This window comes from Polynucleobacter sp. HIN5 (assembly GCF_030297555.1).
GTDB lineage: Bacteria > Pseudomonadota > Gammaproteobacteria > Burkholderiales > Burkholderiaceae > Polynucleobacter.
In genome coordinates this window covers 660609-681905 of the sequence record NZ_AP028136.1, presented here as the reverse complement: position 1 = coordinate 681905, position 21297 = coordinate 660609, and the positions used below count along the sequence as shown (strand labels likewise).

General features: G+C 47.6%; 25 protein-coding genes. 8 read left to right on the top strand and 17 right to left on the bottom strand.

The genetic code is table 11. The features are described from left to right. Nucleotides 1-10: 10 nt before the first annotated feature. The 9 genes from QUE61_RS03575 to QUE61_RS03535 all read right to left on the bottom strand — a co-directional run bounded on the left by QUE61_RS03575 (nucleotide 11) and on the right by QUE61_RS03535 (nucleotide 6612). Nucleotides 11-1450 carry a PucC family protein gene (locus tag QUE61_RS03575; protein ID WP_286307723.1) on the bottom strand — a complete coding sequence of 480 codons (1440 nt, stop codon included), beginning with the start codon at nucleotides 1448-1450 and terminating at the stop codon, nucleotides 11-13. A gap of 104 nt (nucleotides 1451-1554) precedes the next feature. Further along, nucleotides 1555-1767: a light-harvesting protein gene (locus QUE61_RS03570; RefSeq protein WP_108508171.1), complete on the bottom strand. Its 213-nt coding sequence runs from the start codon at nucleotides 1765-1767 to the stop codon at nucleotides 1555-1557. 10 nt (nucleotides 1768-1777) lie between these two features. Next, entirely contained in the window at nucleotides 1778-1930 is a 153-nt protein-coding gene (gene pufB, locus QUE61_RS03565; protein WP_108508170.1) for a light-harvesting antenna LH1, beta subunit, read from the bottom strand. Nucleotides 1931-2197: 267 nt separating this feature from the next. Further along, nucleotides 2198-2596 (bottom strand): VOC family protein, encoded by a 399-nt coding sequence (locus tag QUE61_RS03560; protein WP_286307721.1) that lies wholly within the window; start codon nucleotides 2594-2596, stop codon nucleotides 2198-2200. A 34-nt stretch (nucleotides 2597-2630) separates the two neighbouring features. Then, nucleotides 2631-3824 carry a BaiN/RdsA family NAD(P)/FAD-dependent oxidoreductase gene (locus QUE61_RS03555; RefSeq protein WP_286307719.1) on the bottom strand — a complete coding sequence of 398 codons (1194 nt, stop codon included), beginning with the start codon at nucleotides 3822-3824 and terminating at the stop codon, nucleotides 2631-2633. Next, a complete protein-coding gene (locus QUE61_RS03550) occupies nucleotides 3821-5206 on the bottom strand; it encodes a TAXI family TRAP transporter solute-binding subunit (RefSeq protein ID WP_286307717.1) in 1386 nt (461 codons plus the stop codon). Before QUE61_RS03550 ends, QUE61_RS03555 begins: the two co-directional genes overlap by 4 nt. Before the next feature lie 10 nt (nucleotides 5207-5216). Further along, complete coding sequence (locus QUE61_RS03545; protein ID WP_108509323.1) at nucleotides 5217-5405, bottom strand: YgaP family membrane protein; 189 nt, start codon at nucleotides 5403-5405, stop codon at nucleotides 5217-5219. Nucleotides 5406-5431: 26 nt separating this feature from the next. Continuing rightward, nucleotides 5432-5737, bottom strand: a complete 306-nt coding sequence (locus QUE61_RS03540; RefSeq protein ID WP_286307716.1) for an ArsR/SmtB family transcription factor — start codon at nucleotides 5735-5737, stop codon at nucleotides 5432-5434. Between the two features lie 11 nt (nucleotides 5738-5748). Continuing rightward, on the bottom strand, nucleotides 5749-6612 hold the full coding sequence (locus tag QUE61_RS03535) for an MBL fold metallo-hydrolase (RefSeq protein WP_286307715.1): 864 nt from the start codon (nucleotides 6610-6612) through the stop codon (nucleotides 5749-5751). A gap of 90 nt (nucleotides 6613-6702) precedes the next feature. Between QUE61_RS03535 and QUE61_RS03530 the strand changes: the two genes are divergently transcribed. Then, nucleotides 6703-7524: a sulfite exporter TauE/SafE family protein gene (locus QUE61_RS03530; protein WP_286307714.1), complete on the top strand. Its 822-nt coding sequence runs from the start codon at nucleotides 6703-6705 to the stop codon at nucleotides 7522-7524. 55 nt (nucleotides 7525-7579) lie between these two features. Here the strand turns inward: QUE61_RS03530 and QUE61_RS03525 are convergent, their stop codons facing one another. Continuing rightward, nucleotides 7580-8005, bottom strand: coding sequence for a universal stress protein (locus QUE61_RS03525; protein WP_286307713.1), 426 nt, complete (start codon nucleotides 8003-8005; stop codon nucleotides 7580-7582). Nucleotides 8006-8108: 103 nt separating this feature from the next. Between QUE61_RS03525 and QUE61_RS03520 the strand changes: the two genes are divergently transcribed. Further along, nucleotides 8109-9524: an MBL fold metallo-hydrolase RNA specificity domain-containing protein gene (locus QUE61_RS03520; RefSeq protein WP_286307712.1), complete on the top strand. Its 1416-nt coding sequence runs from the start codon at nucleotides 8109-8111 to the stop codon at nucleotides 9522-9524. Between the two features lie 2 nt (nucleotides 9525-9526). Continuing rightward, nucleotides 9527-10387, top strand: a complete 861-nt coding sequence (locus QUE61_RS03515) for an NAD(P)H-hydrate dehydratase (RefSeq protein ID WP_286307710.1) — start codon at nucleotides 9527-9529, stop codon at nucleotides 10385-10387. Here the strand turns inward: QUE61_RS03515 and QUE61_RS03510 are convergent. Continuing rightward, entirely contained in the window at nucleotides 10384-10896 is a 513-nt protein-coding gene (locus QUE61_RS03510; RefSeq protein ID WP_286307709.1) for an HPP family protein, read from the bottom strand. The genes QUE61_RS03515 and QUE61_RS03510 overlap by 4 nt on opposite strands. Before the next feature lie 69 nt (nucleotides 10897-10965). On the opposite strand from QUE61_RS03510, the gene QUE61_RS03505 reads away from it, so the two are divergent. From QUE61_RS03505 to QUE61_RS03490, 4 genes are read left to right on the top strand one after another with little or no spacing between them, the layout of a single operon-like run. Then, entirely contained in the window at nucleotides 10966-11850 is an 885-nt protein-coding gene (locus tag QUE61_RS03505) for an LpxL/LpxP family acyltransferase (protein ID WP_286307705.1), read from the top strand. Nucleotides 11851-11881: 31 nt separating this feature from the next. Continuing rightward, nucleotides 11882-12673 carry a 3-oxoadipate enol-lactonase gene (gene pcaD, locus QUE61_RS03500; protein WP_286307701.1) on the top strand — a complete coding sequence of 264 codons (792 nt, stop codon included), beginning with the start codon at nucleotides 11882-11884 and terminating at the stop codon, nucleotides 12671-12673. 32 nt (nucleotides 12674-12705) lie between these two features. Further along, nucleotides 12706-13695, top strand: a complete 990-nt coding sequence (locus tag QUE61_RS03495; RefSeq protein ID WP_286307699.1) for a Bug family tripartite tricarboxylate transporter substrate binding protein — start codon at nucleotides 12706-12708, stop codon at nucleotides 13693-13695. Further along, entirely contained in the window at nucleotides 13682-14569 is an 888-nt protein-coding gene (locus QUE61_RS03490; protein WP_286307697.1) for an amidohydrolase family protein, read from the top strand. The genes QUE61_RS03495 and QUE61_RS03490 overlap by 14 nt, the downstream gene beginning before the upstream one ends. A gap of 15 nt (nucleotides 14570-14584) precedes the next feature. Here the strand turns inward: QUE61_RS03490 and QUE61_RS03485 are convergent, their stop codons facing one another. Together QUE61_RS03485 and sodB are read right to left on the bottom strand one after the other, a co-directional pair. Beyond that, nucleotides 14585-15166 (bottom strand): urate hydroxylase PuuD, encoded by a 582-nt coding sequence (locus QUE61_RS03485; protein WP_286307696.1) that lies wholly within the window; start codon nucleotides 15164-15166, stop codon nucleotides 14585-14587. A gap of 18 nt (nucleotides 15167-15184) precedes the next feature. Next, the gene (gene sodB, locus QUE61_RS03480) at nucleotides 15185-15766 is read right to left on the bottom strand and encodes a superoxide dismutase [Fe] (RefSeq protein ID WP_286307694.1); all 582 of its coding nucleotides are present in this window, start codon (nucleotides 15764-15766) and stop codon (nucleotides 15185-15187) included. A 156-nt stretch (nucleotides 15767-15922) separates the two neighbouring features. On the opposite strand from sodB, the gene QUE61_RS03475 reads away from it, so the two are divergent. Next, entirely contained in the window at nucleotides 15923-16867 is a 945-nt protein-coding gene (locus QUE61_RS03475) for a hydroxymethylglutaryl-CoA lyase (RefSeq protein WP_286307692.1), read from the top strand. Nucleotides 16868-16879: 12 nt separating this feature from the next. Here the strand turns inward: QUE61_RS03475 and QUE61_RS03470 are convergent, their stop codons facing one another. From QUE61_RS03470 to QUE61_RS03455, 4 genes are read right to left on the bottom strand one after another with little or no spacing between them, the layout of a single operon-like run. Continuing rightward, nucleotides 16880-17617: an enoyl-CoA hydratase/isomerase family protein gene (locus QUE61_RS03470; RefSeq protein WP_286307690.1), complete on the bottom strand. Its 738-nt coding sequence runs from the start codon at nucleotides 17615-17617 to the stop codon at nucleotides 16880-16882. Between the two features lie 2 nt (nucleotides 17618-17619). Next, nucleotides 17620-18783: a CaiB/BaiF CoA transferase family protein gene (locus tag QUE61_RS03465; protein WP_286307688.1), complete on the bottom strand. Its 1164-nt coding sequence runs from the start codon at nucleotides 18781-18783 to the stop codon at nucleotides 17620-17622. A 40-nt stretch (nucleotides 18784-18823) separates the two neighbouring features. Next, complete coding sequence (locus QUE61_RS03460) at nucleotides 18824-19840, bottom strand: cytochrome d ubiquinol oxidase subunit II (RefSeq protein WP_286307686.1); 1017 nt, start codon at nucleotides 19838-19840, stop codon at nucleotides 18824-18826. Continuing rightward, on the bottom strand, nucleotides 19841-21196 hold the full coding sequence (locus QUE61_RS03455; protein WP_286307683.1) for a cytochrome ubiquinol oxidase subunit I: 1356 nt from the start codon (nucleotides 21194-21196) through the stop codon (nucleotides 19841-19843). Nucleotides 21197-21297: the final 101 nt, after the last annotated feature.

The window sequence follows — 21297 nt, the reverse complement described above, 5'->3', positions numbered from 1 at the left end:
TTCTCCTTGATTAAGAACTACGACCCATATTGCCTGAACTCGTTTGCAAGGGTTGCGGCATTACCCGTTGCTTGATGAATGGAGCCATCGCAACGATCGTTGCAACCAAGAGCACGATCTCAATGGCATATACAGCAATATATCCCGTGCTTGGATCTACTAGAGCGGCACCGAAGTAACTGTTTATCGCGAAGTAATTGACAAGATCACGAATCACTCCGCCCAGAGCCATTGCAATCCCTGCTCCCGTGGCCTGCACAGCACCCCAGGCACCCAAAGCCAATCCGCGTTGCTCCGGCGGCGCTAGATTCATGGTGGCGGTTAATGTGCCATGACCAAATAAGCCACCTCCAAAACCAATAAGAAAGACCCCGAAGCTAAAGAGCGATGCGGAGGCTAAGGGGGCTGCAAGAATCACTGCCACAAAGGCGGGTAAGCCAAGCAGCGCACCCATACTGGCCATCCGAAATGGATCAGCCCCACGACTGAGCACACGCGATGCAAGACCAAATCCGATTAAGCCACCGATTGCCAAGGTTGCCGTCAAGAATGTGGTGGAGCTAACACTGAGTTTTAGAATCTCGCCACCATAGGGCTCTAACAGAACATCCTCCATGGTGAACGCCATGGTTCCCAAACCAACTGCAGTTAAACGACGAATAGCGTGATCGCCTTTGCAAAAGAGCTCCCAAGATTGTTTAAACGTGGGTTGGTCGGGATTCTTAAAACGACGATTTCGATCACGGGTCTCCTGCTTCCACAGCGCAATCACATTCAGAATCATCGTCGTAATTGCGCATCCCTGAATCACCTGAATCAGACGACCTGGTGAAAAATCCTCTAAGACTGCTGCAAACACAAAAGCGCTCACAATCATTCCAAGGAGCAGCATCACATACATGAGACCAACCACTTTGGGTTGCGATTCTTGTGGCGCTAAGTCAGTCGCTAGCGCCAAGCCAACGGTCTGGGTGATATGAATACCAGCGCCTACCAGCAAAAATGCCAATGCGGCAGAGGCCTGACCAATCCAAGCAGGAGCATTTGCGGACTGACCGCCGCCAGATAGAACTAGTAAGGCAAATGGCATGATTGCAAGTCCGCCAAACTGTACGAGTGTTCCCATCCAAATGTATGGGACGCGTCGCCAGCCAAGCTCAGAGCGATGGGTGTCGGAGCGAAAACCAATCAATGCTCGAAATGGTGCAAACACGAGCGGCAATGAAACCATCATCGCCACTAAGGAAGCAGGCACCCCAAGCTCAACGATCATCACGCGATTGAGCGTGCCAATCAATAAGACCAAGGCCATACCAACCGAAACTTGAAATAAAGAAAGGCGCAGCAGTCGCGAAAGGGGTAAATCGGGAGTAGCGGCATCCGCAAACGGCAGAAATTTAGGACCAAGGCTGGTCCAGGATTGCACGAGTTTCTCGCTTAAGCGTTTCATGTATAGCTATCTCACCATCAGGATCAACCGGCGTCAAGACTCACTATCAAAATGCAAAAAGTCCGAGGCCCGCCGACCTCGGACTAGTGAAAAATTAAAGTACTTTACTTCTTCACTGCAGGTGCTGCAGGTGCTGCTGCTGCCGATGCTGAGGCGCTAGCCACTTTATCAGCATTGCCATTCAAAAATGCTTTAACCCACGTTGTATTGTTGAGAATCATTGTATGAACAGCAAATGAACCAACTGCGCAGGCGCCCAAGAACAATGGGATCCCGACGGATGGTTTTACGACACACCACATTTTTCCGTAAATCATTTTTATCTCCTTATTTCAGCCAAGGCGAATAAATGTACGCAAGCAAATGGGCAAGAGCTGCGATCATGCCAAAAAACTGCGTGCCCTGAATCAGATTACGGTGTAACTCTTCAGATTCAGCCTCCGTTAAGCCGGTGGGCCATACCTTGTTTGGGTCTGACATAGTTTTCTCCCTTTGAAAGACACCCTACTACTCGTGCTCCACCCGCACGCGGGTTTTATGACACCCTCTGCCACAAAATCGTAATAACCTACTTTTCATAAGTGTAATTCTAATTTTACATATATCTTTGTCAATAAAAATATACATATTTAGGTGTCAATATGCCTTTATATGGGAATAAGGATAAAAATATCCTTTTAAATCAATTGTTTAATAAAATAGAAAAAAGCCCCATATTGGGGCTTTTGAGGGACATAGTAGTGAAAATTAGACGTACTCGGCCACTTCAACCAGGTTTCCATCTGGATCCCTAAAATACACCGAGCGAATGGGGCCCAAGGCGCCTCGCCGTTGCACGGGTCCGGTATCGATCACCACGCCAACTTGTTGGAGGTGCGCAATGACGTCATCGAGTGGCACCTTAGAGATCAAACAAAAATCACCTGCCCCAATAGTTGGCACTTTTGCCTTGGTCGGGGTCTCGGTATTTTTATCTTGCAGATTGATCTTGTATTGACCAAATAACAAAGCATAACGAGGTTGCCCTTCAGGCCCTTTAAAAAACTCCCGTTCAAAACCGAGCGCCTTTTCATAAAACTGCGTGGTTTTCTCGATATCTGTAACCGTTAGCACCAGATGATCAACACGATCAATTAGTAAGCCCATCACCACTCCCCATGTAATCTATTGAAATCGAATTCTAGCCAGCCAGTGCATTTGCACAAACAAACGCCGACGACCAGGCCCACTGGAAATTATGCCCTCCAAGATGGCCCGTAACATCCACGCACTCGCCAATGAAGTAAAGATTCTGATGTTGTTTAGCCATCATGGTTTTGCCATCCAATGCTTTGGTATCGACCCCACCCAACATGACCTCCGCTTTTTTCCATCCCAAAGTTCCCGCGGGCTTCATCTGCGCCTTGGTTAAATGATTGCGCAAGGCTCCTCGATCTTTCTTAGATACCTCTGCCCAATTGCGTCTATTGAGCTTGAGTTGCTCAGTTAGTAATTGTGCAACGCGTTGCGGCAATATCTCCGTAAGGATGGCATCGACCGTTTTCTGGTGCGCCTCAGAAAAGAGCGCATCAAAATCAGTCTTTCCCAGCCAATTGATATGGATCGCTTCGCCCTCTTGCCAATAGCTGCTGGCTTGCAAAATGGCGGGGCCAGAGAGTCCTTTATGGGTAATCAATAGATCTTCATCAAAACGATAGGTTCCATAACCATGGTTACGATGTCCTGCCTGGACGCTGGCTTCAAAGCTGATCCCAGCCAAGCTGGTGAATACTGAAAACTCGCTAGAGGTGAACGAAAGTGGCACCAATGCGGGGCGCACCGGAGTAGTTGGGATTTCAAACTGCTTGGCAATTTGCAGAGCAAAATCACTCGCGCCAATTGCGGGAACCGGCAACCCCCCGGTCGCAATAATCAAATGAGTGGTTTGCTTGATTCCATCGGTTGTTTCTAAAGTCCAGTTCGATTTCGATTTGATAATTTGGGTAACAGATACTGGATGCTGAATAGTGACACCACCCTTATGGCACTCAGTTAGTAGCATCTGAATAATGTCTTTTGCAGAATCGTCACAGAATAGTTGGCCACGATGTTTTTCATGAAACGGAATGCGGTACTCACGTACGAGACTAATGAAGTCCTTTGATGAATACCGCGCCAGGGGGCTTTTTACAAAATGGGGATTGAGGGATAAAAAATGCTCGGGAGCTGAGTTCAGATTTGTGAAATTACATCGCCCGCCACCACTGATACGAATCTTCTCTCCCAATGCTGGGGCGTGATCCAGTACCAGAACTTTTTTACCGCGTTGACCAGCAATTCCAGCACAAAAGAGCCCAGCAGCTCCGCCACCAACAATGATGGCATCCCAAATCAAATGGAACTCTCACGACCCAGAATTTGATGATCGCCCCGATTCAGTGCGTTGCGTACATAATCGATACTACCTCTTAGCGTATAAAAATCGCTGGAAATGCTCTTTGGAACTTTTAGGGCTAAAGCACGCCTTTCCATATCCGCTAGCCTTTCCAAATACTCGGGAATCTTATTGGGATCGTAGCTAATTAATAAATTATTCTCAAACAACTTTAGCTCTCCATAGATGCGATTGAGTTTTGCTCGCACGCGCCTTAAACGATAACTCGGCAAAGAAAGAACAATGGGGTAGGCAATCGCAAAGAATGGCAGTAAGGTAAAGAACATCCGATGAATAAACTCAGCTACCCAAAATGGCAAGAAATCCATTAAGACCGGTAAACCGCGCTGCTGAAACTGTTGCGCAATGGGGCTTTCTGGAAATTCCGAGTTCATAAATGCAGGGAACTCGCCACGCTTAGCAAAAAAGGATTCTTTGCCATTAATCTCTTGTGCTGCCATTAAAAATAGAAACTGAATGGCTGGGTGCATCCGATCATCAATTAACAAATTGGTGACGGTCGAAATCATTTTGGTATCAGTGGGCGGAAAATTACGCGCAATATTAAAGCTGCCCATAGGCACTTCGAGTTCTTCAAGGTAATGAATATTTTTTGTGTAGGCAGCGGCTCGAACAAAGTTGAGAATATTAATATTCGGATCATTTAATAAAGTCTGTACATTTTTAGCGCGCAAGCCATCCACCATGACTACCATGTCAACTTCGCCCTTTTGTAGAGCAACCACTGCTTGATCGTTTTCGAGTGATAAAAAGGTTGGCATACGGGTAACGCCTCCCGCTCCCAAGATTTTCATCGCCTGAACATGGGTGCCACTACCCTCGGGACCGATCGCTAAGCGAGCCTTAGCAAATCGATCGAGATCTAAAAGGCCGTTTTTTACAAATGACCCTTTATAGAAAACCCAGATCGGCTCATAGTCAATACTGCCAAGCGACTCAATACCGGGAACTTGTTTGACATGCAAGGATCCGCCCTGAACAAAAGCCGCTTGGACCGGATCTTTACGATCGGCGAGACGATTAATGTTTTCTTGGGAGCCTTCGGTACGCACCAGCTCAATGGTGACACCTTTTTTTGCAAAGAACTCCACATACTTCGCTGCCAATTGCTCGTACGACCCCCCTTCGATGCCAGAGGCCATCACAATATGCCGCGGAGGCGGTGGATTCCAGTAGGCGATGAGGCCAATTAGGATAATGGCCAAAAGAACAAGCAGAGGCCATGTTTCTTTAACGAAACTGACGGCATCACGGTACTGGTCCTGAGCCGTTTCAAGAAGCGCAACAGCGGTCTCTTTGACGTCTTCCTTAAAACTACCCATGATTAATCTGCTACTTTTTCTTGGCAGTATTCATCCCTAAGAGCGGATACGCTGGGCAGAAACGAAAGATGCCGGTTGCTAATGGCACAACCCCGATCCAGCCCCATGCTCCAATCACTCCGCTTAAAGATAAAAGAATTAATAAACTTCCTGCAGTTATTCGCAAGACCCGATCTGTATGGCCAACATTACATTGCATCATAAACCTCCTTTTAAATCCATTCGTTATTTACAGTAGTTTTGGTATAGCAAGTTCATTACCGACATCGCCACAGGGTTAGCGCTGGAGTAATAAATTTGCTTACCATCGCGACGTGTTTTAACCAGTTTTTTCTTTCGGAGTACCGTTAGTTGCTGTGAGAGGGTTGGCTGATGAATATCCAAAGAATCTTCCAACTCGCCCACACATTTTTCCCCCTGGTTAATTTCACATAACAACATCATTCGGTCTCGATTTCCCAAAACTTTCATCAAATCAACTGCCTTATCAGCCGATTGGCGCATTTTCTTTAAATTGATATTGATAGCCATCGAGTCACCAATTAGAGAACGTTAAACGGGATTTTGAGATAGGTCTTACCGTTTGCTTCGGCCGGAGGTGGGTGACCGGCACGAATATTGACCTGAATCGAAGGCAAGATCAAAACTGGCATCTCCAAGGTCTGATCACGCTGATTACGCATCTCCACAAACTGAGCTTCGGTGACCCCCTGATGCACATGAATATTTTTCCGCTTCTCCTCGCCTACCGTGGTTTCATAGGCGATCGGGCGATCGGTAGGTGGGTAATCATGGCACATGAATAAACGTGTGTCATCTGGGTAGGACAAAATCTTTTGCATCGACTGGTACAGCGTATTGGCGTTCCCGCCCGGGAAATCACAACGTGCAGTCCCAACATCGGGCATGAAGATCGTATCGCCAACAAAGATGGCGTCACCAATCACATAAGCCATGCATGCTGGTGTATGTCCGGGAACAAATAAGGGGTGGATGATTAATTTACCTGCATGCAAATCCCGGCCCTCTTCGATCAAGTAATCAAATTGGGAGCCATTGGTCGGAAAGTCACTCTCAAGATTGAATATTCCTTTAAATACTTTTTGCACATCCTGAATATGCGAACCAATGGCGATCTTGCCACCAAGATGCTTTTGAAGATACGGCGCAGCACTGAGGTGATCCGCATGTGCATGGGTCTCTAAAATCCAATCCACGGTGAGCCCCTGTTCTTTGACGAAGGCAATGACCTCATCGGCAGACTTCGTCTTAGTACGGCCAGATTTTGGGTCATAGTTCAGCACCGAATCAATCACCACGCATGGCGTATTCGGTTTTTCATAAACCACGTAGGTAAAGGTCCATGTTCCCTGATCGAAAAAGGCTTTAACGATTGGCTTTTGCATGCTTTACCCCCTATTCAAGATGAATTACAATATATATAAATATATAATATATTATAGTTTAACTAATGGCAAGTCGTTGATACTATCTTGATGGATTTAATCGGTCTTTTACAACCCCACCTCATCCCCGCAGGGCTTGGTGTATTCGTTGGCCTCATCATGGCGCTAACGGGTGCCGGGGGTGGGATCTTATCGGTTCCTTTGCTTGTCTTTGTTCTCCATCTGCCCATGGTTGAGGCAAGTCCTATTGGACTATTGGCAGTAACCGTAGCATCCGCACTAGGTGCCATCATGGCATTACGAACTGGATTATTGCGTTACCGCGCTGCCATGCTATTAGCTTTAGCAGGCTTGCTGCTCTCCCCCGCAGGGCTTTGGTTAGCCCACCAAATTCCCAATCGACCCTTAATGCTGATTTTTTCTTTGGTTCTCCTCTACGTCGCTGGACGAATTTTCATAGAGGCCTACCAGCAATCCAAGGGCGTATATAAAGAACCAAAAGCGGTACCCTGCTCCCTTGATTTATCGATTGGTCGTTTGATTTGGACCGTCCCTTGCGCACGGGCTCTGATTGGCTCTGGAGCGCTGGCAGGATTTTTATCAGGTCTTTTAGGTGTTGGGGGTGGCTTTGTAATTGTTCCAGCACTCAAACGCATCAGTGATCTACCAATACAATCGATCGTTGCTACCTCTTTGGGCGTTCTGTCTCTGATTTCACTCGGAGGTGTTGTGGGCTCAGGGCTGGCGGGGACCATGAACTGGTTAGTGGCGATCCCGTTCGCAATCGGCGCCATTGTCGGAATGATGGCAGGTCGCCTAATCGCTCCTCGCATCAGTAGCCAATGGACTCAGCTCATTTTTGCCGGATTCTCGGGGCTCGTTGCAATTGGTTTGATAATGAAAGCGCTTTAGGTCAAACAAAAACAAAGGGCTGCCAAGGCAGCCCTTCTATCGTGTTCATGGCAAATTACTTCACCAAGAGAACAGGCTGCTTGGCTGATGATACAACCCGTTGAGCAACTGATCCAATCAAGAGATCGAGCATACCGCCACGACCTTTAGCGCCCATCACAATCATGTCAAACTTTTCTTTTGTGGCAGTTTGTAGAATTTCTTGCGCCACATGACCGCGCTTGATGATCATGTTGTGCTTAACGCCTGCTGCATCCAGAACTTTCTGGGCGGGCTTTAACTCTTTCTCACTGATTTCACGTAAATAGTCATCCACTACGCTTTTACTGACAAATTGCTTAACGTGATTGAGGCCGAAGTCATCGTGGACATTAATCAGAGTAACGGAACACTTACTGCGCATATTGCCAACTAATTGAGCAACGTATTTGGCCGCACTCAACGAAGTCTTTGAGCCGTCAATTGGTAGTAGTATTTTCATATGATCCTCCTCCACAATGTAATCAGTGCTAGCAGTGTAGCAATATTATTGGGTATTCCCTTGATCCATATCAAATTCAGCCGCCTATATCCCTAATTTTTTTATGCATATTCAATTCCTTGGCGCGGGCCAAGAGGTCACCGGCTCCAAATACCTTATCCGCGGCAAAGCATGTGGGGTTCACCACTGCTTTATGGTGGATTATGGAATGTTTCAAGGAGGTCGAGAGGCGGACGATAAAAATTTGGCTGAACTCCCAATTTCTCCCCGTGAGCTCGATTTTGTGGTTCTGACCCACGCACATATTGACCACAGTGGATTATTGCCGCGCTTATGCGCCCAAGGGTTTCGGGGGGCTATCTATTGCACTCCTGCGACAGCCTCTTTACTCAAAATCATGCTTTTGGATAGCGCGCATCTGCAAGAAGCCGATTATGAACGCGCTCAACGCAAACAAGCTCAGGGCCGCTGGAAAGGTGATCTTCCAGTTCCTCTTTATAGCACCCTCGAGGCCATCGATTGCTTAGCGCAACTTAAGGCCGTACCTTATCACCGCCGCTTTAGCCCTGGTCAAGGGATCGAAATTGAATTTTTAGATGCCGGGCATATCCTGGGAGCCGCAATTACGGTGATCGATATTCAAAAAGAAAATCAACAAAGTCATCGCACCGTCTTCTCGGGTGATTTAGGAATGTTTGAGCGGCCGCTAATGAACGACCCTGAGCTAATTGAGCATGCTGACACCTTAATTGTGGAATCGACTTATGGCGATCGCTTACATCGATCGCTACAGGACACAGAGAATGAGCTCGTAGAGGTCATTACGAATACACTCAAGCACAATGGCAATATCATCATTCCCGCATTTGCGGTTGGTCGCACCCAAGAAATCATTTTTGTATTAATGGATTTAATTCGGCGCAAACGTTTGCCGTATCTTAATATCTGGGTTGACTCGCCAATGGCTACATCTGTGACTCGATTGACCGAGGAATATCGTTCCTCCCTCGATGAAGCAGCGCAGGCTATCTTCGATTGGTATCAAAACAACCCTAACCGCCTAGATTTACGTTTTATTGCCGACGTTGAAGAGTCCAAAGCACTCAATCGCATTAAAGGCGGCGCCATTGTGATCTCTGCTAGCGGCATGTGCGAGGCCGGTCGCATTGTGCACCATCTCAAATGGAATCTACCTCACCGTAATAATGCGATCATCATCACCGGTTTTCAGGCAGAAGGGACATTGGGACGGCGGCTTGTTGATCAAGCAAAAATCGTTCATCTATTTGGTAAGGAAATTTCTGTCAAAGCCTCTATCCATACCATTGGCGGTTTATCAGCCCATGCTGATCAGGCTGGACTCATACGTTGGTTAAAAGGATTTCGACAAGCTCCAACGCATATTTATATTACGCATGGAGAACCCTATGCTGCAGAACAACTGAAGGCAGCCATCCATTCACAACTGGGCTGGGACCATATTCATCTGCCTCAGCTTCATAGCACCTACCCTCTCTAGTCATGCCAAACCTAAATACCCTTGCGCTGCGTGCCCGCTTGATTCGTAAGCCCCATGAGCATAAAGGCGATATGGGGAAGGTATTGCTAATAGGTGGTGCACCAGGTATGGCAGGTGCTATTTTTTTATCCGCGTATGGATCGCTTTATAGTGGCGCGGGCTGGACGATTATTGGGGTCTTGGATTCTAAATCGGCTCATGTGCAGATTGATCAACCGGAGTTGATGGTTCAGGACATTAGTGAGGTGGTCAACGCCCATGATTTCATTGAGCGCATACAACCGGATTGCCTTGCGATTGGTCCCGGCTTGGGCTTGGGTGACCAAGCTTTGCAATTCTTGGAGGCAGGTCTTGCCTTCTCTGGTCCACTGATCTTAGATGCGGATGCCTTAAATCTGATTGCTGACCACCCACGGTTAGCGCAATTATTACGAGAGCGTAAAGATCCCTGCACAATTACGCCTCACCCCGGCGAGGCGTCTCGTTTATTGGGTGTATCGGCGGGTGAGATTCAGGCCAATAGATCAGGGGCTATTCAGTTACTAATTGATCGATTTCGATGCTATGTGGTTCTCAAAGGTCACGATACATTAGTTGGTTCGCCAGCTGATGCGATCTATACCTGTCAAGCGGGTAATCCTGGCATGGCAACCGGTGGCATGGGGGACGTCCTAACAGGCCTTATCGCCTCACTTGCGGCTCAAGGGATTCGCCATCATCTCAATTTATGGGAGGCAACTTGTCTTGCCGTTGAGCTTCATGCGCGCGCCGCTGATCAACTGGTTCAATCCGGAATCGGGCCTAATGGCATGACTCCACTCGAATTAGCCAAAGCGGTTCGTTTGTTAATTAATCAAGCTTAGACTGATCCCCAAGGACCCCAATGGGGTCCGGGCGGAGACTCCTGATTCCATTTGATAGGGTACTTTGCAGTGCCGATCCCAAGTCGTGACCAAACAAATGTGGTGGCAGCCAATACGAGGACGCCCAGCAGAACATGGGTCCAAATATCCATAAACCCAGCATGCGCATGAATCATGATCAAGGGGTTGGCTCCTGCGGGCGGATGCACTGTCTTCGTTAGCAATAACACCGCGATCGTAATAAGCACCGATACGACCAATACCCAAGTTGAATCGCCAAAGACTTGATAGCAGATCACTCCAATGAGGGCAGATAGGAGATGGCCACCAAATAATGCCCTGGGCTGCGTCGGCGGCAGTGTTGTTAGACCAAACAAGAATAGTGTTGAGCCACCCAAGGAGGCAAGTAATAAGGTGGAATCTTGTGGACGAACCACATGCAAGGCCAAAAACAACGCCACACTTGCCCCACCCAAAACCCAGAGGATCCGCAAAATGGTTTGTCTCATGTACGCAGTTTACGCTATAGTTTGTAGGGTCTTTATTGAGGTATATAGTGATACCTCACGAGGACTTATTTGCAAACCTTTTTTAACCACCTCTCTGTATCACTGTTACGCTTTGTCCTAATTCTTCCATATGCATGGATTATTCAACTGGGTCGTGGTTTAGGATGGATCGTCGCCCATATACCAAGCGATCGTCAGCGCGTGGTCTTAATTAACTTACGTCTTTGTTTTCCAAAACTATCTGCTAAAGAAATTGAGGTGTTGGCTTTGCAACATTGGCAGTTATTTGGGCGCAGTATTTTGGAACGCAGTCGGATTTGGCTTGGCACCCCCGCTCAGATCAATGAAATGATTCAGATTGATTCTGAAATTGAATTAGGGGACCGAAAGCCCCGCATTTTGGTCAACCCCCATTTTGTAGGCATTGAAGGTGGCATTGCTTTGTGTGCCTTAGCCGAGAAAATGGATTGGCCGCGGGGAGTGACGCTCTATCAAAAGATGAAAAATCCATTTTTTGATCAAAAGATCATCGAGTGGCGCGGTCGCTTTGGTGGACGATCCATTCCAAGGCAAGGGCATCTCATCGAGACGGTCCGAGAGATTAAAAATGGTAATTTTGTTTTCATCGCACCTGATATCGATCTTGGTATCAAAGACTCGGTATTTGTTCCATTCTTTGGTGTTCAAGCCAATACGATTAACGCGATTTCACGATTAGCCAAACTCAGCGGTGCCGAAGTTTGTATTATGCAAACAACTCTTAATCCTGATCGCTCTGGATACATTTGTCATATCGGTAAAGCACTTGAGTCATTTCCAAGTGATGATGAAGAAGCCGATACCGCTCGACTTAATCAATGCTTTGAAAATGCGATTCGTCTGCGTCCAGCCGAATACTATTGGGTCCATAAGCGTTTTAAGAATCGACCTGCTGGAGAAGCTAAGATTTATTAGTGTAAAAATAGCGTCTCAAGGAGATAAAACCATGAGACAGTTTATAAATGCTAATCAAATCAAGATCGCTTATCAAATCGATGGTCCGGAGAATGGTCCCCCCGTTTTCTTGAGTAATAGCCTGATGTCCAGTTTAGAAATGTGGGATCGCACTCTGCCTGCGCTCACTGACCGCTATCGAGTGATTCGTTATGACACGCGCGGCCATGGTCAAAGCGAAGTAACGCCGGGCCCCTATAGCATTGCCCTTCTAGCGGAAGATCTGGTTGCCCTGATGAATGCTCTGGGAATTAAGAAGGCGCATTTTGCAGGTCTCTCCATGGGGGGCATGATTTGCCAATACATTGGTGCTAACTATCCAGAGAGTGTTCTATCGCTAAGTCTTTGTGATACCGCCAGCGAGATGCCTCCGCGCAGCATGTGGGAGGAGCGTTTTGCCATTGTGAGATCACAAGGAATCGCCGGCCTCGTAGATGGAACGATCAAACGTTGGTTCTTAAACGATTTTATTGAGCGCGAGCCAGATCAAATTGAACGGGTACGAAAGATGATCTTAGCTACACCAGTGGAGGGCTATCTGGGCTGCGCCAGTGCCGTTCGGGATATGGCGCAATCGACGATGCTCTTGAAAATTAAGGCGCCAACTCTGATTTTGTTAGGTAGGCAGGATCCAGCGTGTACCTATGAGCAATCCACCGTCCTGCATCGGCTTATTCCCCATTCTTCGCTGATCGCGATTGATCAAGCGGCCCATCTATCCAATATCGAAAAACCGGCTGAGTTCAACCATGCACTGCGGGGATTTTTAGATTCTGTGGCATAGTAGACAAGCAGTCATAATAAAAAGGAGACATCATGCAATTTAGTTTCAAGAAATATCTGATTGGCGTAACCACGCTTGCATTTGCTGGGGCATTTAGCCTGCCAATTCAAGCACAAAGCGCGGCAGCTAACTATCCTAACAAAACCGTCAAAATGGTCGTGCCTCTCACGCCTGGATCGGGTGCTGACATTGCTGGGCGTATTGTTGCTAAAAGCCTTTCAGAAACCTGGAAGCAACCCGTCATTATTGAAAACCGTCCCGGTGCTGGTGGCTTGCTAGGTACTGGTGTGGTGGTGAACTCTGAACCTGATGGTTATACCCTTTTGGTTCAATCCGCATCCTATGCCGCCAATCCTGCCATTTATAAAAAACTGCCTTATGACCTAAAGAGCCTCACCGATGTCAATATTTTAGGAAGCAGTCCATACGCCCTTGTTGTGTCGGCTGATAGCCCCTATAAGACTCTTAAAGACTTGATTAATGCCGCCAAAGCAAAACCAGGTGATATTCCATTTGCTAGCGCTGGTGTCGGTAGCTCAACCCATTTAGCGGCTGAGTATTTCAATCAAACCGCTGGTATCAAAATGCTGCACGTCCCCTTTAAAGGATCTCCTGAAGCGATTCAAGAAACTATTGCTGGACGTACCGCCTACTACATGGCTCCTTTACAAACTGCCATCTCACAAATTCAGGGTGGTAAAGTTCGCGCATTGGGCGTAACCGGTGCCACCCGCGCTGAGGCAGCCCCCAATATTCCCACGATTGCTGAGCAAGGTTTTTCTGGCTTTGAGATTGGTTTGTGGGTCGGCGTTTGGGCACCATCAGCAACACCGCAAGCGGTCTTGCAAAAACTCAATACGGATATCAATCGTGCCCTAGGTGACTCTGAGGTGAAATCGGCATATGCCAAAGCAGGCATCACCATCAAACCAATGAATCTTGCCGAAACCGAAAAGTTTGTTCGGAGTGAAATCAGCAAGTACACCAAGATTGCTAAAGACGCTGGGATTGAACCACAATAACGCTCCCCTTTGCCAAGCACCAGACCAGGCCCTCAAAAAGCCTGGTCTCGTTCTTTCTGAGAACGCAACGGATTGCCATGCGCACATCTGTGGTCCTCAATCCTTGTATCCCTACATACCAAATCGGATCTATACGCCCCCAGATGCCTTACTTTCACAATATCAGGCACTACTCGACAGCCTAGGCGTTCAACGATCGGTATTGGTCCAGCCCAGTATTTATGGAACCGATAATCGTGCATTGCTTGCAGCAATTAAAACCAATCCATCGCGCTTTCGGGGAGTCGCGGTGGCGGATTGGCATATTAACGATACAGCATTAGAAGATCTTCATCGTGCTGGAATTCGTGGAGTGCGCTGCAATATTGTCGATCTTGCTGAAGCGAAAGGTGTTTTACCAATCAAGCAATTAACCAAATTAGCGAACCAGATTGCACCCTTTGGCTGGCATTTAGAGTTTCTGATGCACGTTAATGAGTTCCCCGACCTCGCACAACTCTTATCGAATTTCCCGGTCCCAGTCGTTCTAGGACATCTTGGGTATTTAAAAACAAATCTTGGCGTCAAAGATCGTGGATTTCAAAACCTGTTATCGCTAATGCGCGAGGAGCGGGCTTGGGTCAAGCTTACCGGCCCCTATCGAATTACAACCGAGGAAAGAATCCCCTACTCCGATACCAATCCATTTGCACATGCCTTGATTGCTGCGAATTCAAGGCAGGTGGTATGGGGCACGGACTGGCCCCATGTGATGGTCAAAGGAACGATGCCAAACGATGCAGATCTTTTAGATTTACTACACGTGTGGATCCCTGATCCAGAGATTCGTAAGCAGGTTCTGAGCGAGAACCCAGGGTGTCTTTATCAGTTTTAACGACTGAAGGCTTTCTTACAAACCGCCGTTTTGCTGAGCTACCATCAAATACAACATGGGGATCGATAGAATCGTATTGATCCGCGAGGTGAGCATGGCGATACGTGCGGACTTGGCTTTGGTTGCTGCATCAACTTCAACAATCCCGAGTGCACGTTTCTGATTGGGCCAAATCACGAACCAAACATTAAACGCCATTATTAAGGCAATCCACATGCCTAGGCCAATTGCTAAAAAAGGTTGCTGGAGTGTGAATGCTTGATGGGCATAGCCATTGAGTACAGCGAGAGTAAATCCGGTTAATACCGTAGCCATTGCTGCATAACGAAACCATTTCAAGGCCATTGGTGCAATCACTTTCGCCACCGCAGGCTTTTGTTCATCCGGAATCTTTGGCATGGATGGAATCTGTACAAAGTTGAAATACCACAACAGGCCCACCCACATCACCCCAGAAATCACATGCAGGAAACGAAATGCAAAGGTTACCCACGCTGAGCTCCCCACATTGGATCCCCCTAGGGTGACCACAATGAGGGCAAGCAGGATAAATCCGACTAGGACGGTCTTACCTAAAGAGCTCAGAATCGATGTCATATGGGTTCTTTGTTGTATTTAGGATGCGAAGTTTTTGCTAACAAAATCCCAATTCACGAGATTCCAGAAATTCTCGACATACTTAGGACGAGCATTCCGAGTGTCAATGTAATACGCGTGCTCCCATACGTCACAGGTCAACAGTGGCTTCGCATCGGTTGTTAATGGTGTCGCAGCATTGCTAGTCGATACTAAATCGAGACTACCATCCGCTTTCTTAACCAACCAGGCCCAGCCCGATCCAAACGTACCCACTGCGCACTTGGTGAACTCTTCTTTGAACTTATCAAACGAGCCCCACTTCGCATTGATCGCATCTGCTAAGGCACCCGATGGCGCACCGCCACCGTTTGGCTTTAAACCAAACCAATAGAAGGTGTGATTCCATACCTGAGCGGCATTATTAAAGATGCCGCCTGATGATTTTTTAACAATCTCTTCGAGGCCAGAGTTCTCAAACTCGGTTCCCTTGATGAGATTATTCAGATTGGTCACATAAGTCTGATGATGCTTGCCATAGTGATACTCCAATGTCTCTTTTGAAATATAAGGCGCTAGTGCATCAAGTGCATAAGGCAACTGGGGCAATGTATGTTCCATTTTTTTCCTTTATTAGTAACAGAGCGAACACGTTGATAAAAACTCAGTGCTGTAACTATAGACCATTCTGGAATTTTTGTTTTATCCATCCCGAAATCGGGTTTTCTTAATTAAAATAAGGTTTTGCATAACCATTAGTCTAATCAACGAGGTCATATGCCCAGTCAAACTCAAGCCAATCCGTCAAGTCGGATTTACATCCAAGAGGTGGTTACCCGCGATGGCTTTCAGGCAGAACCGCGTTTCATTCCCACAGAGGAGAAGATTCGCTTAATTAATCGCTTAAGTCATGCTGGCTATGCCAAGATTGAGGTGACCTCCTTTACAAGCCCCAAGGCTATTCCGATGCTGGCTGATGCGGAGGCCGTGATGCGTGGCATTGAGCGCGTCCCTGGGGTCGAATATACAGTCCTAATCCCAAATCTACGCGGTGCTGAGCGCGCTCTTGCAGTCGGTGTTGATGAATTTAATCTCGTGATGTCAGTTAGCGAGACCCACAATCAATCCAATCTGCGTATGTCTCGTGCTGATTCTGCCAAAGCTCTGAGCGAGGTAATTGTCTTGGCACATCAATCCAAGGTGGCCGTCAATATCTCGCTTTCAACTAGCTTTGGGTGTCCGATGAGCGGCATGACTCCCATCCATGAACTAATGCATTGGATTAATCATTTTGTTGATCAAGGGGTTCGCGGTATTAGCATTTGCGACACCACTGGTATGGCCAATCCTCGTCAAGTCACTGAAATTTGCGAGCAAGCGCAATCCAAGTACCCCAATACGCAGTGGACGTTGCATTTTCATAATACGCGTGGCATGGGCTTAGCTAATGCTCTAGCTGCTGTACAGGCCGGGATTGTGCGCTTTGATTCGTCTTTAGGTGGACTGGGCGGCTGCCCTTATGCCCCAGGAGCCACTGGCAATATCTGCACCGAGGAATTGGTTCATATGTTGGATCTGATGGGGTCTCATACCAATATGAACCTGGATTTATTACTCGAGTGCGCAGCAGATTTACGCACACTCGTTGATCGCCCCTTGCCAAGCCAGGTACTCCTGGCAGGCAAAGTTGATCGCTTGTACGACACGATTTGTCAGGGTTAAATTATTTCTTAGCTATTTCTTCGCTGCGGCTTTCACTTTTGCTAGATACTCGGCAACACGATGCTTAATATCAGGCACCGAGCCCGATTGCACCAGATCATATAAATCAACGGCACGGGTATCGCGTTTGCAAGCATGAAGCGCCATGGCTCGAGCATCCGCCGGAATCTCCAGAATATGCTCTAGAACCTGTGCCTCATAGGCATGCCAATCGGTCGCCTCTAAAACGGCGGTCAGGATGCCAAAATCTTTCGCTTGATGCGCATCAATACGGCGCGGGTTTCCAATCAACTGTTGCGCTCGATCAGGACCAACGCACTCTGCTAATCGACGGGAACCCAAGATCAGACCAAAACGAGCCCCAGGAAACATCATGCGCATATCCTCCGAACCCGCCCGATGACGACACGCCAAGAGTAAATCCGCTCCCGCCCCAATCGTCTGTCCATGGGCTAATGCCATCGTGTCAAATGGCGCATGGGCAATGGCTTGAAGCATTTGCTCAATGCGCACAAAATGCAATAGCAGATCGCCAGGGCTCGCATCATCAAAGTCTGAGAAATCAAAGCCGGCACAGAAGCCCTGGCCCTCGCCTCGTAGAATCAGCAATCGAGTGCCATCAGTTTCTGCCTCCTTGGTGACGGCGAGCAACTCGGAAGCTAACTCATAGCTAATTGCATTGCGTTTCTCGGGACGATTGAGGGTGACTCGTTTAATGTGCCCCGAATGCTCTACCCGTATGGTGTTCATATTCACTCCACGATCTCCGAATTATGCTCACCCAAGCGCGGCGGTCTGCGCTCAATGGGAGCCGTTGCACCATTAAATTTAATGGGATTAATCACCGTTTTAGTTTCTTGACCATTGGCCATCACCATGGGTTGTACCCAACCCATCGCAAGGGTTTGTGGATCATTCAAAACAGCGGAATATTGATTGATTGGACAGCATGGCACACCTGCTTGGCTAAATTGTGTAATCCAATTAGCAGCGGTATCTTTTTGTAAGATTGCTTCGATCAACTCTTTTAAAGCGATTTGGTTTTTTGCCCGCAGTGCCGTGCTAGTAAAGCGTTCGTCTTGCAAAAGTTCAGGACTCTTCAAGATCTGACAAACGGCTTCCCAAAGAGCTTGCGTACCAGCAGCCATGACCAAATAGTCGTCTTTGGCCTTAAATGCTTGATAGGGGGCATTACGAGGATGGGCTGAACCTAATTTAACTGGATCTTTGCCAACCCCAAAATACTCCGAGGTTTGCAAGGCAGCAATTGCTAATGATGTACCCATCATCGGTACATCAATATGGACGCCCTTACCCGTTTGCGCCACGGCCCGCAATTGCGCACAGATACTCATTGCTCCGTACAAACCAGCCGTGAAATCCGCAACTGGCACACCGCATTTGACGGGGGCACCATTGGGCTCTCCGGTCACACTCATGATGCCACTCATCGCCTGAATGGTGACATCAAAGCCACCTTCGTTAGCACGTGGTCCAGTTTGACCATAGGCCGAAATCGAGCAATAAATCAGTTTTGGATTGATGGCAAGGGCTGAATCAAAATCTAGGCCGAGGCGTTTCATCACACCGGGACGGTTGTTCTCAATCAGTACATCCGCGTTGGCAATTAAATTTTTAGCTTTTGCGTTATCGTTTGGGTTTTTTAAGTCCAAAGTAACAGAGCGTTTATTGCGATTTAAGGAAGCAAAGTTCTCACTGAGGCGATCATTTTCAGGGCCGGTATGGGGAGGCCACGCGCGGAGTGTATCTCCTGCACCGGGGTTCTCTAGTTTAATGACATCAGCGCCGAGATCAGCGAGCAGCAAAGCGCAAAATGGTCCTGCGGCGACATTGCAAATCTCGAGAACACGAATTCCAGCAAGCGGTTTTAAGGCAGAGAGATCAGCGGCGTTCATGGGCACTCTTTAAAAGGAATACCCTATTCTAACGATCTCTTTAGTAGTAGCTCAGTGGCTGTGTTTTACCCTTAAAGATGCGGTATGAGAACAAGGTATAAGCCAAGATGGTTGGTAACACCACGATGGCTCCCCAGAAGATAACCCAAAGGGATTGGGTGGATGAGGCCGCTTGCCACACCGTCATGCGATCGACGATTAAGTAAGGAAACAAACTATAGGCAATCCCAAAGAACGATAACCAAAAGATCGCAACCGTTGATGTGAATGGTAGCCATTCTCGCCGGCTGGGGTTCGCTTTCAGTTGATGCAGTGCACGATCCGTGATTAGAAATAAGAGCGCGGTCGCAATCGGAATCGGCGCCAACCAAACAATGTTGGGATAGCTAAACCAACGGCTCATGATCTCCGGGCTGAAATACGGCGTTGCTGCTGAGATCAAGGCAATGCCTAATCCGGTTAACCATAAACTTGCCCGCGCCCACGAAATCGCTCGCAACTGCAGCGCACCCTCCGTTTTCATGATGAGCCAGGTTGATCCCAGCAAGGCGTATCCCGCTGGTAAGCAGATACCGACTAGGGCAGCAAAGACCCAACCCAATACCCCCGATTCATACCCAATAATATGACGCCCAATCATTACGCCTTGGGATACCGCGGTTACTAAGCTACCAAAATAGAATAAGAAGTTCCAAAGCGGCTTTTGCGCTAAGTTCACCTTGGCCCGAAAATCAAATGACACGCCCCGCAGAATCAATCCAGCCAACATAATCGCGACTGGCAAATAGAGTTCGGTCAGAACAATGCCATGTGCGAATGGAAATGCAACCAGCAAAATACCCACACCAAGTACCAGCCAGGTCTCATTGGCATCCCAAAAGGGTCCGATCGAGGAGATCATCACATCTTTATCAGCATCTCCAGCACGATTGAGCAAAATACCAACTCCCAAATCGTAGCCATCCAACACGACATACGACAACATCGCAAAGCCCATCGCCCCCAAGAAAAATAGGGGGAGCCATACAGAGGCTTGCGACCAATCAGCTGGGATCATTTAGGTTTGAAATGAAGCAGATGCGGGCTGGATTGAGATAGATGATTGCGCCTCCGCACTCTTTTTATCCGCCTGTCGTGCCATGTAGAAAATGGCCCAGATATAGGCAACGATTAAAGTGAGGTAGAGAAACAAATACATCATCAAACTACTAAACACCATGCCACCAGGCAATTTCGTGGCCGCTTGCGCAGTAGTGAGCACACCATGTACCAAATATGGCTGACGTCCAATTTCAGTGACATACCAACCAGCAACGACTGCGATCCAACCTGAGAAGGTCATCCAGACAAAAGCGCGAGCTAACCAATTGGGCAAATCTTGACCATGCCGCATCCGCCACCACCCATACCAAGATAAAGCCAACATCAACATGCCAATTCCAACCATGATGCGAAAGGCAAAGAAGACGGGTTTGACTGGTGGGGCCTTGTCAAAATCTTTAAGGCCCTTGACCTCGCCATTCCAATCGTGAGTTAAATAAAACGAGGCGAGCTTCGGAATCGCAATCTCAAACTTATTGGATTGGGTTTTTTCATCGGGAATGGCAAATAAAACAGCAGGAACGCCATTACCAGTCTCCCAGATTCCTTCCATTGCCGCCAACTTAGCCGGTTGATGCTTGAGAGTATTGAGACCGTGCATATCCCCCAAGAAAATCTGAATGGGGGTCAAAATTGCAGCCGCGACGATGCCAAACTTGAGAATGGCCTTATTGGCCTGAGTTCGACTGCCTTGCAGATAACGATAGGCTGATAAACCGGCTAGTAAGAAAAATACCGTTAGGAATGAGGCGGTCATCATGTGTGCAAAACGATATGGCATCGATGGGTTAAATACGATCTCCATCCAACTCACCGCATGGGCCTGACCGTTGATCATCTCAAAGCCTTGTGGGGTTTGCATCCAAGAATTGAGCACGATAATCCAGAATGCCGATAAGGTGGTGCCAAAGGCTACCAAGAAGGTTGCTAGGGTATGAACGCGCTGTGAAACGCGCTTTGCACCAAATAACATGATGCCAAGAAAAGTGGCCTCAAGAAAGAAAGCGGTGAGTACTTCGTACGCAAGCAATGGTCCGGCAATATTACCGACGGTCTCCATATAGCCTGGCCAATTAGTGCCAAACTGAAAACTCATCGTGATGCCGCTCACAACCCCTAAAGCGAAGGTGAGCGCAAATACCTTGACCCAAAATTGGTATGCTTCTTGCCAATACACTTCCCCAGTACGATTGAACTTGATCTTGAAATAAAACAGGACCCAGCCTAAAGCAATCGTGATGGTGGGAAATAAGATATGGAAGGTGATGTTGGCGGCAAACTGGATCCGACTCAACATAATGGGGTCAAACATGACAATCCCTTGTTATTAATTGATTAGAACATGGTTATTTTAAGGGTCTTTGCCAATCGCTGCTTGCTAGAGAAATGATCAAAAATTCATATAATGGTTAT

Excerpts from the sequence above, each read along its gene's own strand:
- QUE61_RS03530 (WP_286307714.1), top strand. The coding sequence starts at position 6,703 with ATGGATTTAATCGGTCTTTTACAACCCCACCTCATCCCCGCAGGGCTT.
- QUE61_RS03535 (WP_286307715.1), bottom strand. The coding sequence starts at position 6,612 with ATGCAAAAGCCAATCGTTAAAGCCTTTTTCGATCAGGGAACATGGACC.
- QUE61_RS03515 (WP_286307710.1), top strand. The coding sequence starts at position 9,527 with ATGCCAAACCTAAATACCCTTGCGCTGCGTGCCCGCTTGATTCGTAAG.
- QUE61_RS03470 (WP_286307690.1), bottom strand. The coding sequence starts at position 17,617 with ATGAACACCATACGGGTAGAGCATTCGGGGCACATTAAACGAGTCACC.
- QUE61_RS03575 (WP_286307723.1), bottom strand. The coding sequence starts at position 1,450 with ATGAAACGCTTAAGCGAGAAACTCGTGCAATCCTGGACCAGCCTTGGT.
- QUE61_RS03510 (WP_286307709.1), bottom strand. The coding sequence starts at position 10,896 with ATGAGACAAACCATTTTGCGGATCCTCTGGGTTTTGGGTGGGGCAAGT.
- QUE61_RS03495 (WP_286307699.1), top strand. The coding sequence starts at position 12,706 with ATGCAATTTAGTTTCAAGAAATATCTGATTGGCGTAACCACGCTTGCA.
- QUE61_RS03475 (WP_286307692.1), top strand. The coding sequence starts at position 15,923 with ATGCCCAGTCAAACTCAAGCCAATCCGTCAAGTCGGATTTACATCCAA.
- QUE61_RS03525 (WP_286307713.1), bottom strand. The coding sequence starts at position 8,005 with ATGAAAATACTACTACCAATTGACGGCTCAAAGACTTCGTTGAGTGCG.
- QUE61_RS03570 (WP_108508171.1), bottom strand. The coding sequence starts at position 1,767 with ATGATTTACGGAAAAATGTGGTGTGTCGTAAAACCATCCGTCGGGATC.
- QUE61_RS03465 (WP_286307688.1), bottom strand. The coding sequence starts at position 18,783 with ATGAACGCCGCTGATCTCTCTGCCTTAAAACCGCTTGCTGGAATTCGT.
- pcaD (WP_286307701.1), top strand. The coding sequence starts at position 11,882 with ATGAGACAGTTTATAAATGCTAATCAAATCAAGATCGCTTATCAAATC.
- QUE61_RS03485 (WP_286307696.1), bottom strand. The coding sequence starts at position 15,166 with ATGACATCGATTCTGAGCTCTTTAGGTAAGACCGTCCTAGTCGGATTT.
- QUE61_RS03455 (WP_286307683.1), bottom strand. The coding sequence starts at position 21,196 with ATGTTTGACCCCATTATGTTGAGTCGGATCCAGTTTGCCGCCAACATC.
- QUE61_RS03560 (WP_286307721.1), bottom strand. The coding sequence starts at position 2,596 with ATGGGCTTACTAATTGATCGTGTTGATCATCTGGTGCTAACGGTTACA.
- QUE61_RS03550 (WP_286307717.1), bottom strand. The coding sequence starts at position 5,206 with ATGGGTAGTTTTAAGGAAGACGTCAAAGAGACCGCTGTTGCGCTTCTT.
- QUE61_RS03460 (WP_286307686.1), bottom strand. The coding sequence starts at position 19,840 with ATGATCCCAGCTGATTGGTCGCAAGCCTCTGTATGGCTCCCCCTATTT.
- sodB (WP_286307694.1), bottom strand. The coding sequence starts at position 15,766 with ATGGAACATACATTGCCCCAGTTGCCTTATGCACTTGATGCACTAGCG.
- QUE61_RS03520 (WP_286307712.1), top strand. The coding sequence starts at position 8,109 with ATGCATATTCAATTCCTTGGCGCGGGCCAAGAGGTCACCGGCTCCAAA.
- QUE61_RS03545 (WP_108509323.1), bottom strand. The coding sequence starts at position 5,405 with ATGCAATGTAATGTTGGCCATACAGATCGGGTCTTGCGAATAACTGCA.
- QUE61_RS03540 (WP_286307716.1), bottom strand. The coding sequence starts at position 5,737 with ATGGCTATCAATATCAATTTAAAGAAAATGCGCCAATCGGCTGATAAG.
- pufB (WP_108508170.1), bottom strand. The coding sequence starts at position 1,930 with ATGTCAGACCCAAACAAGGTATGGCCCACCGGCTTAACGGAGGCTGAA.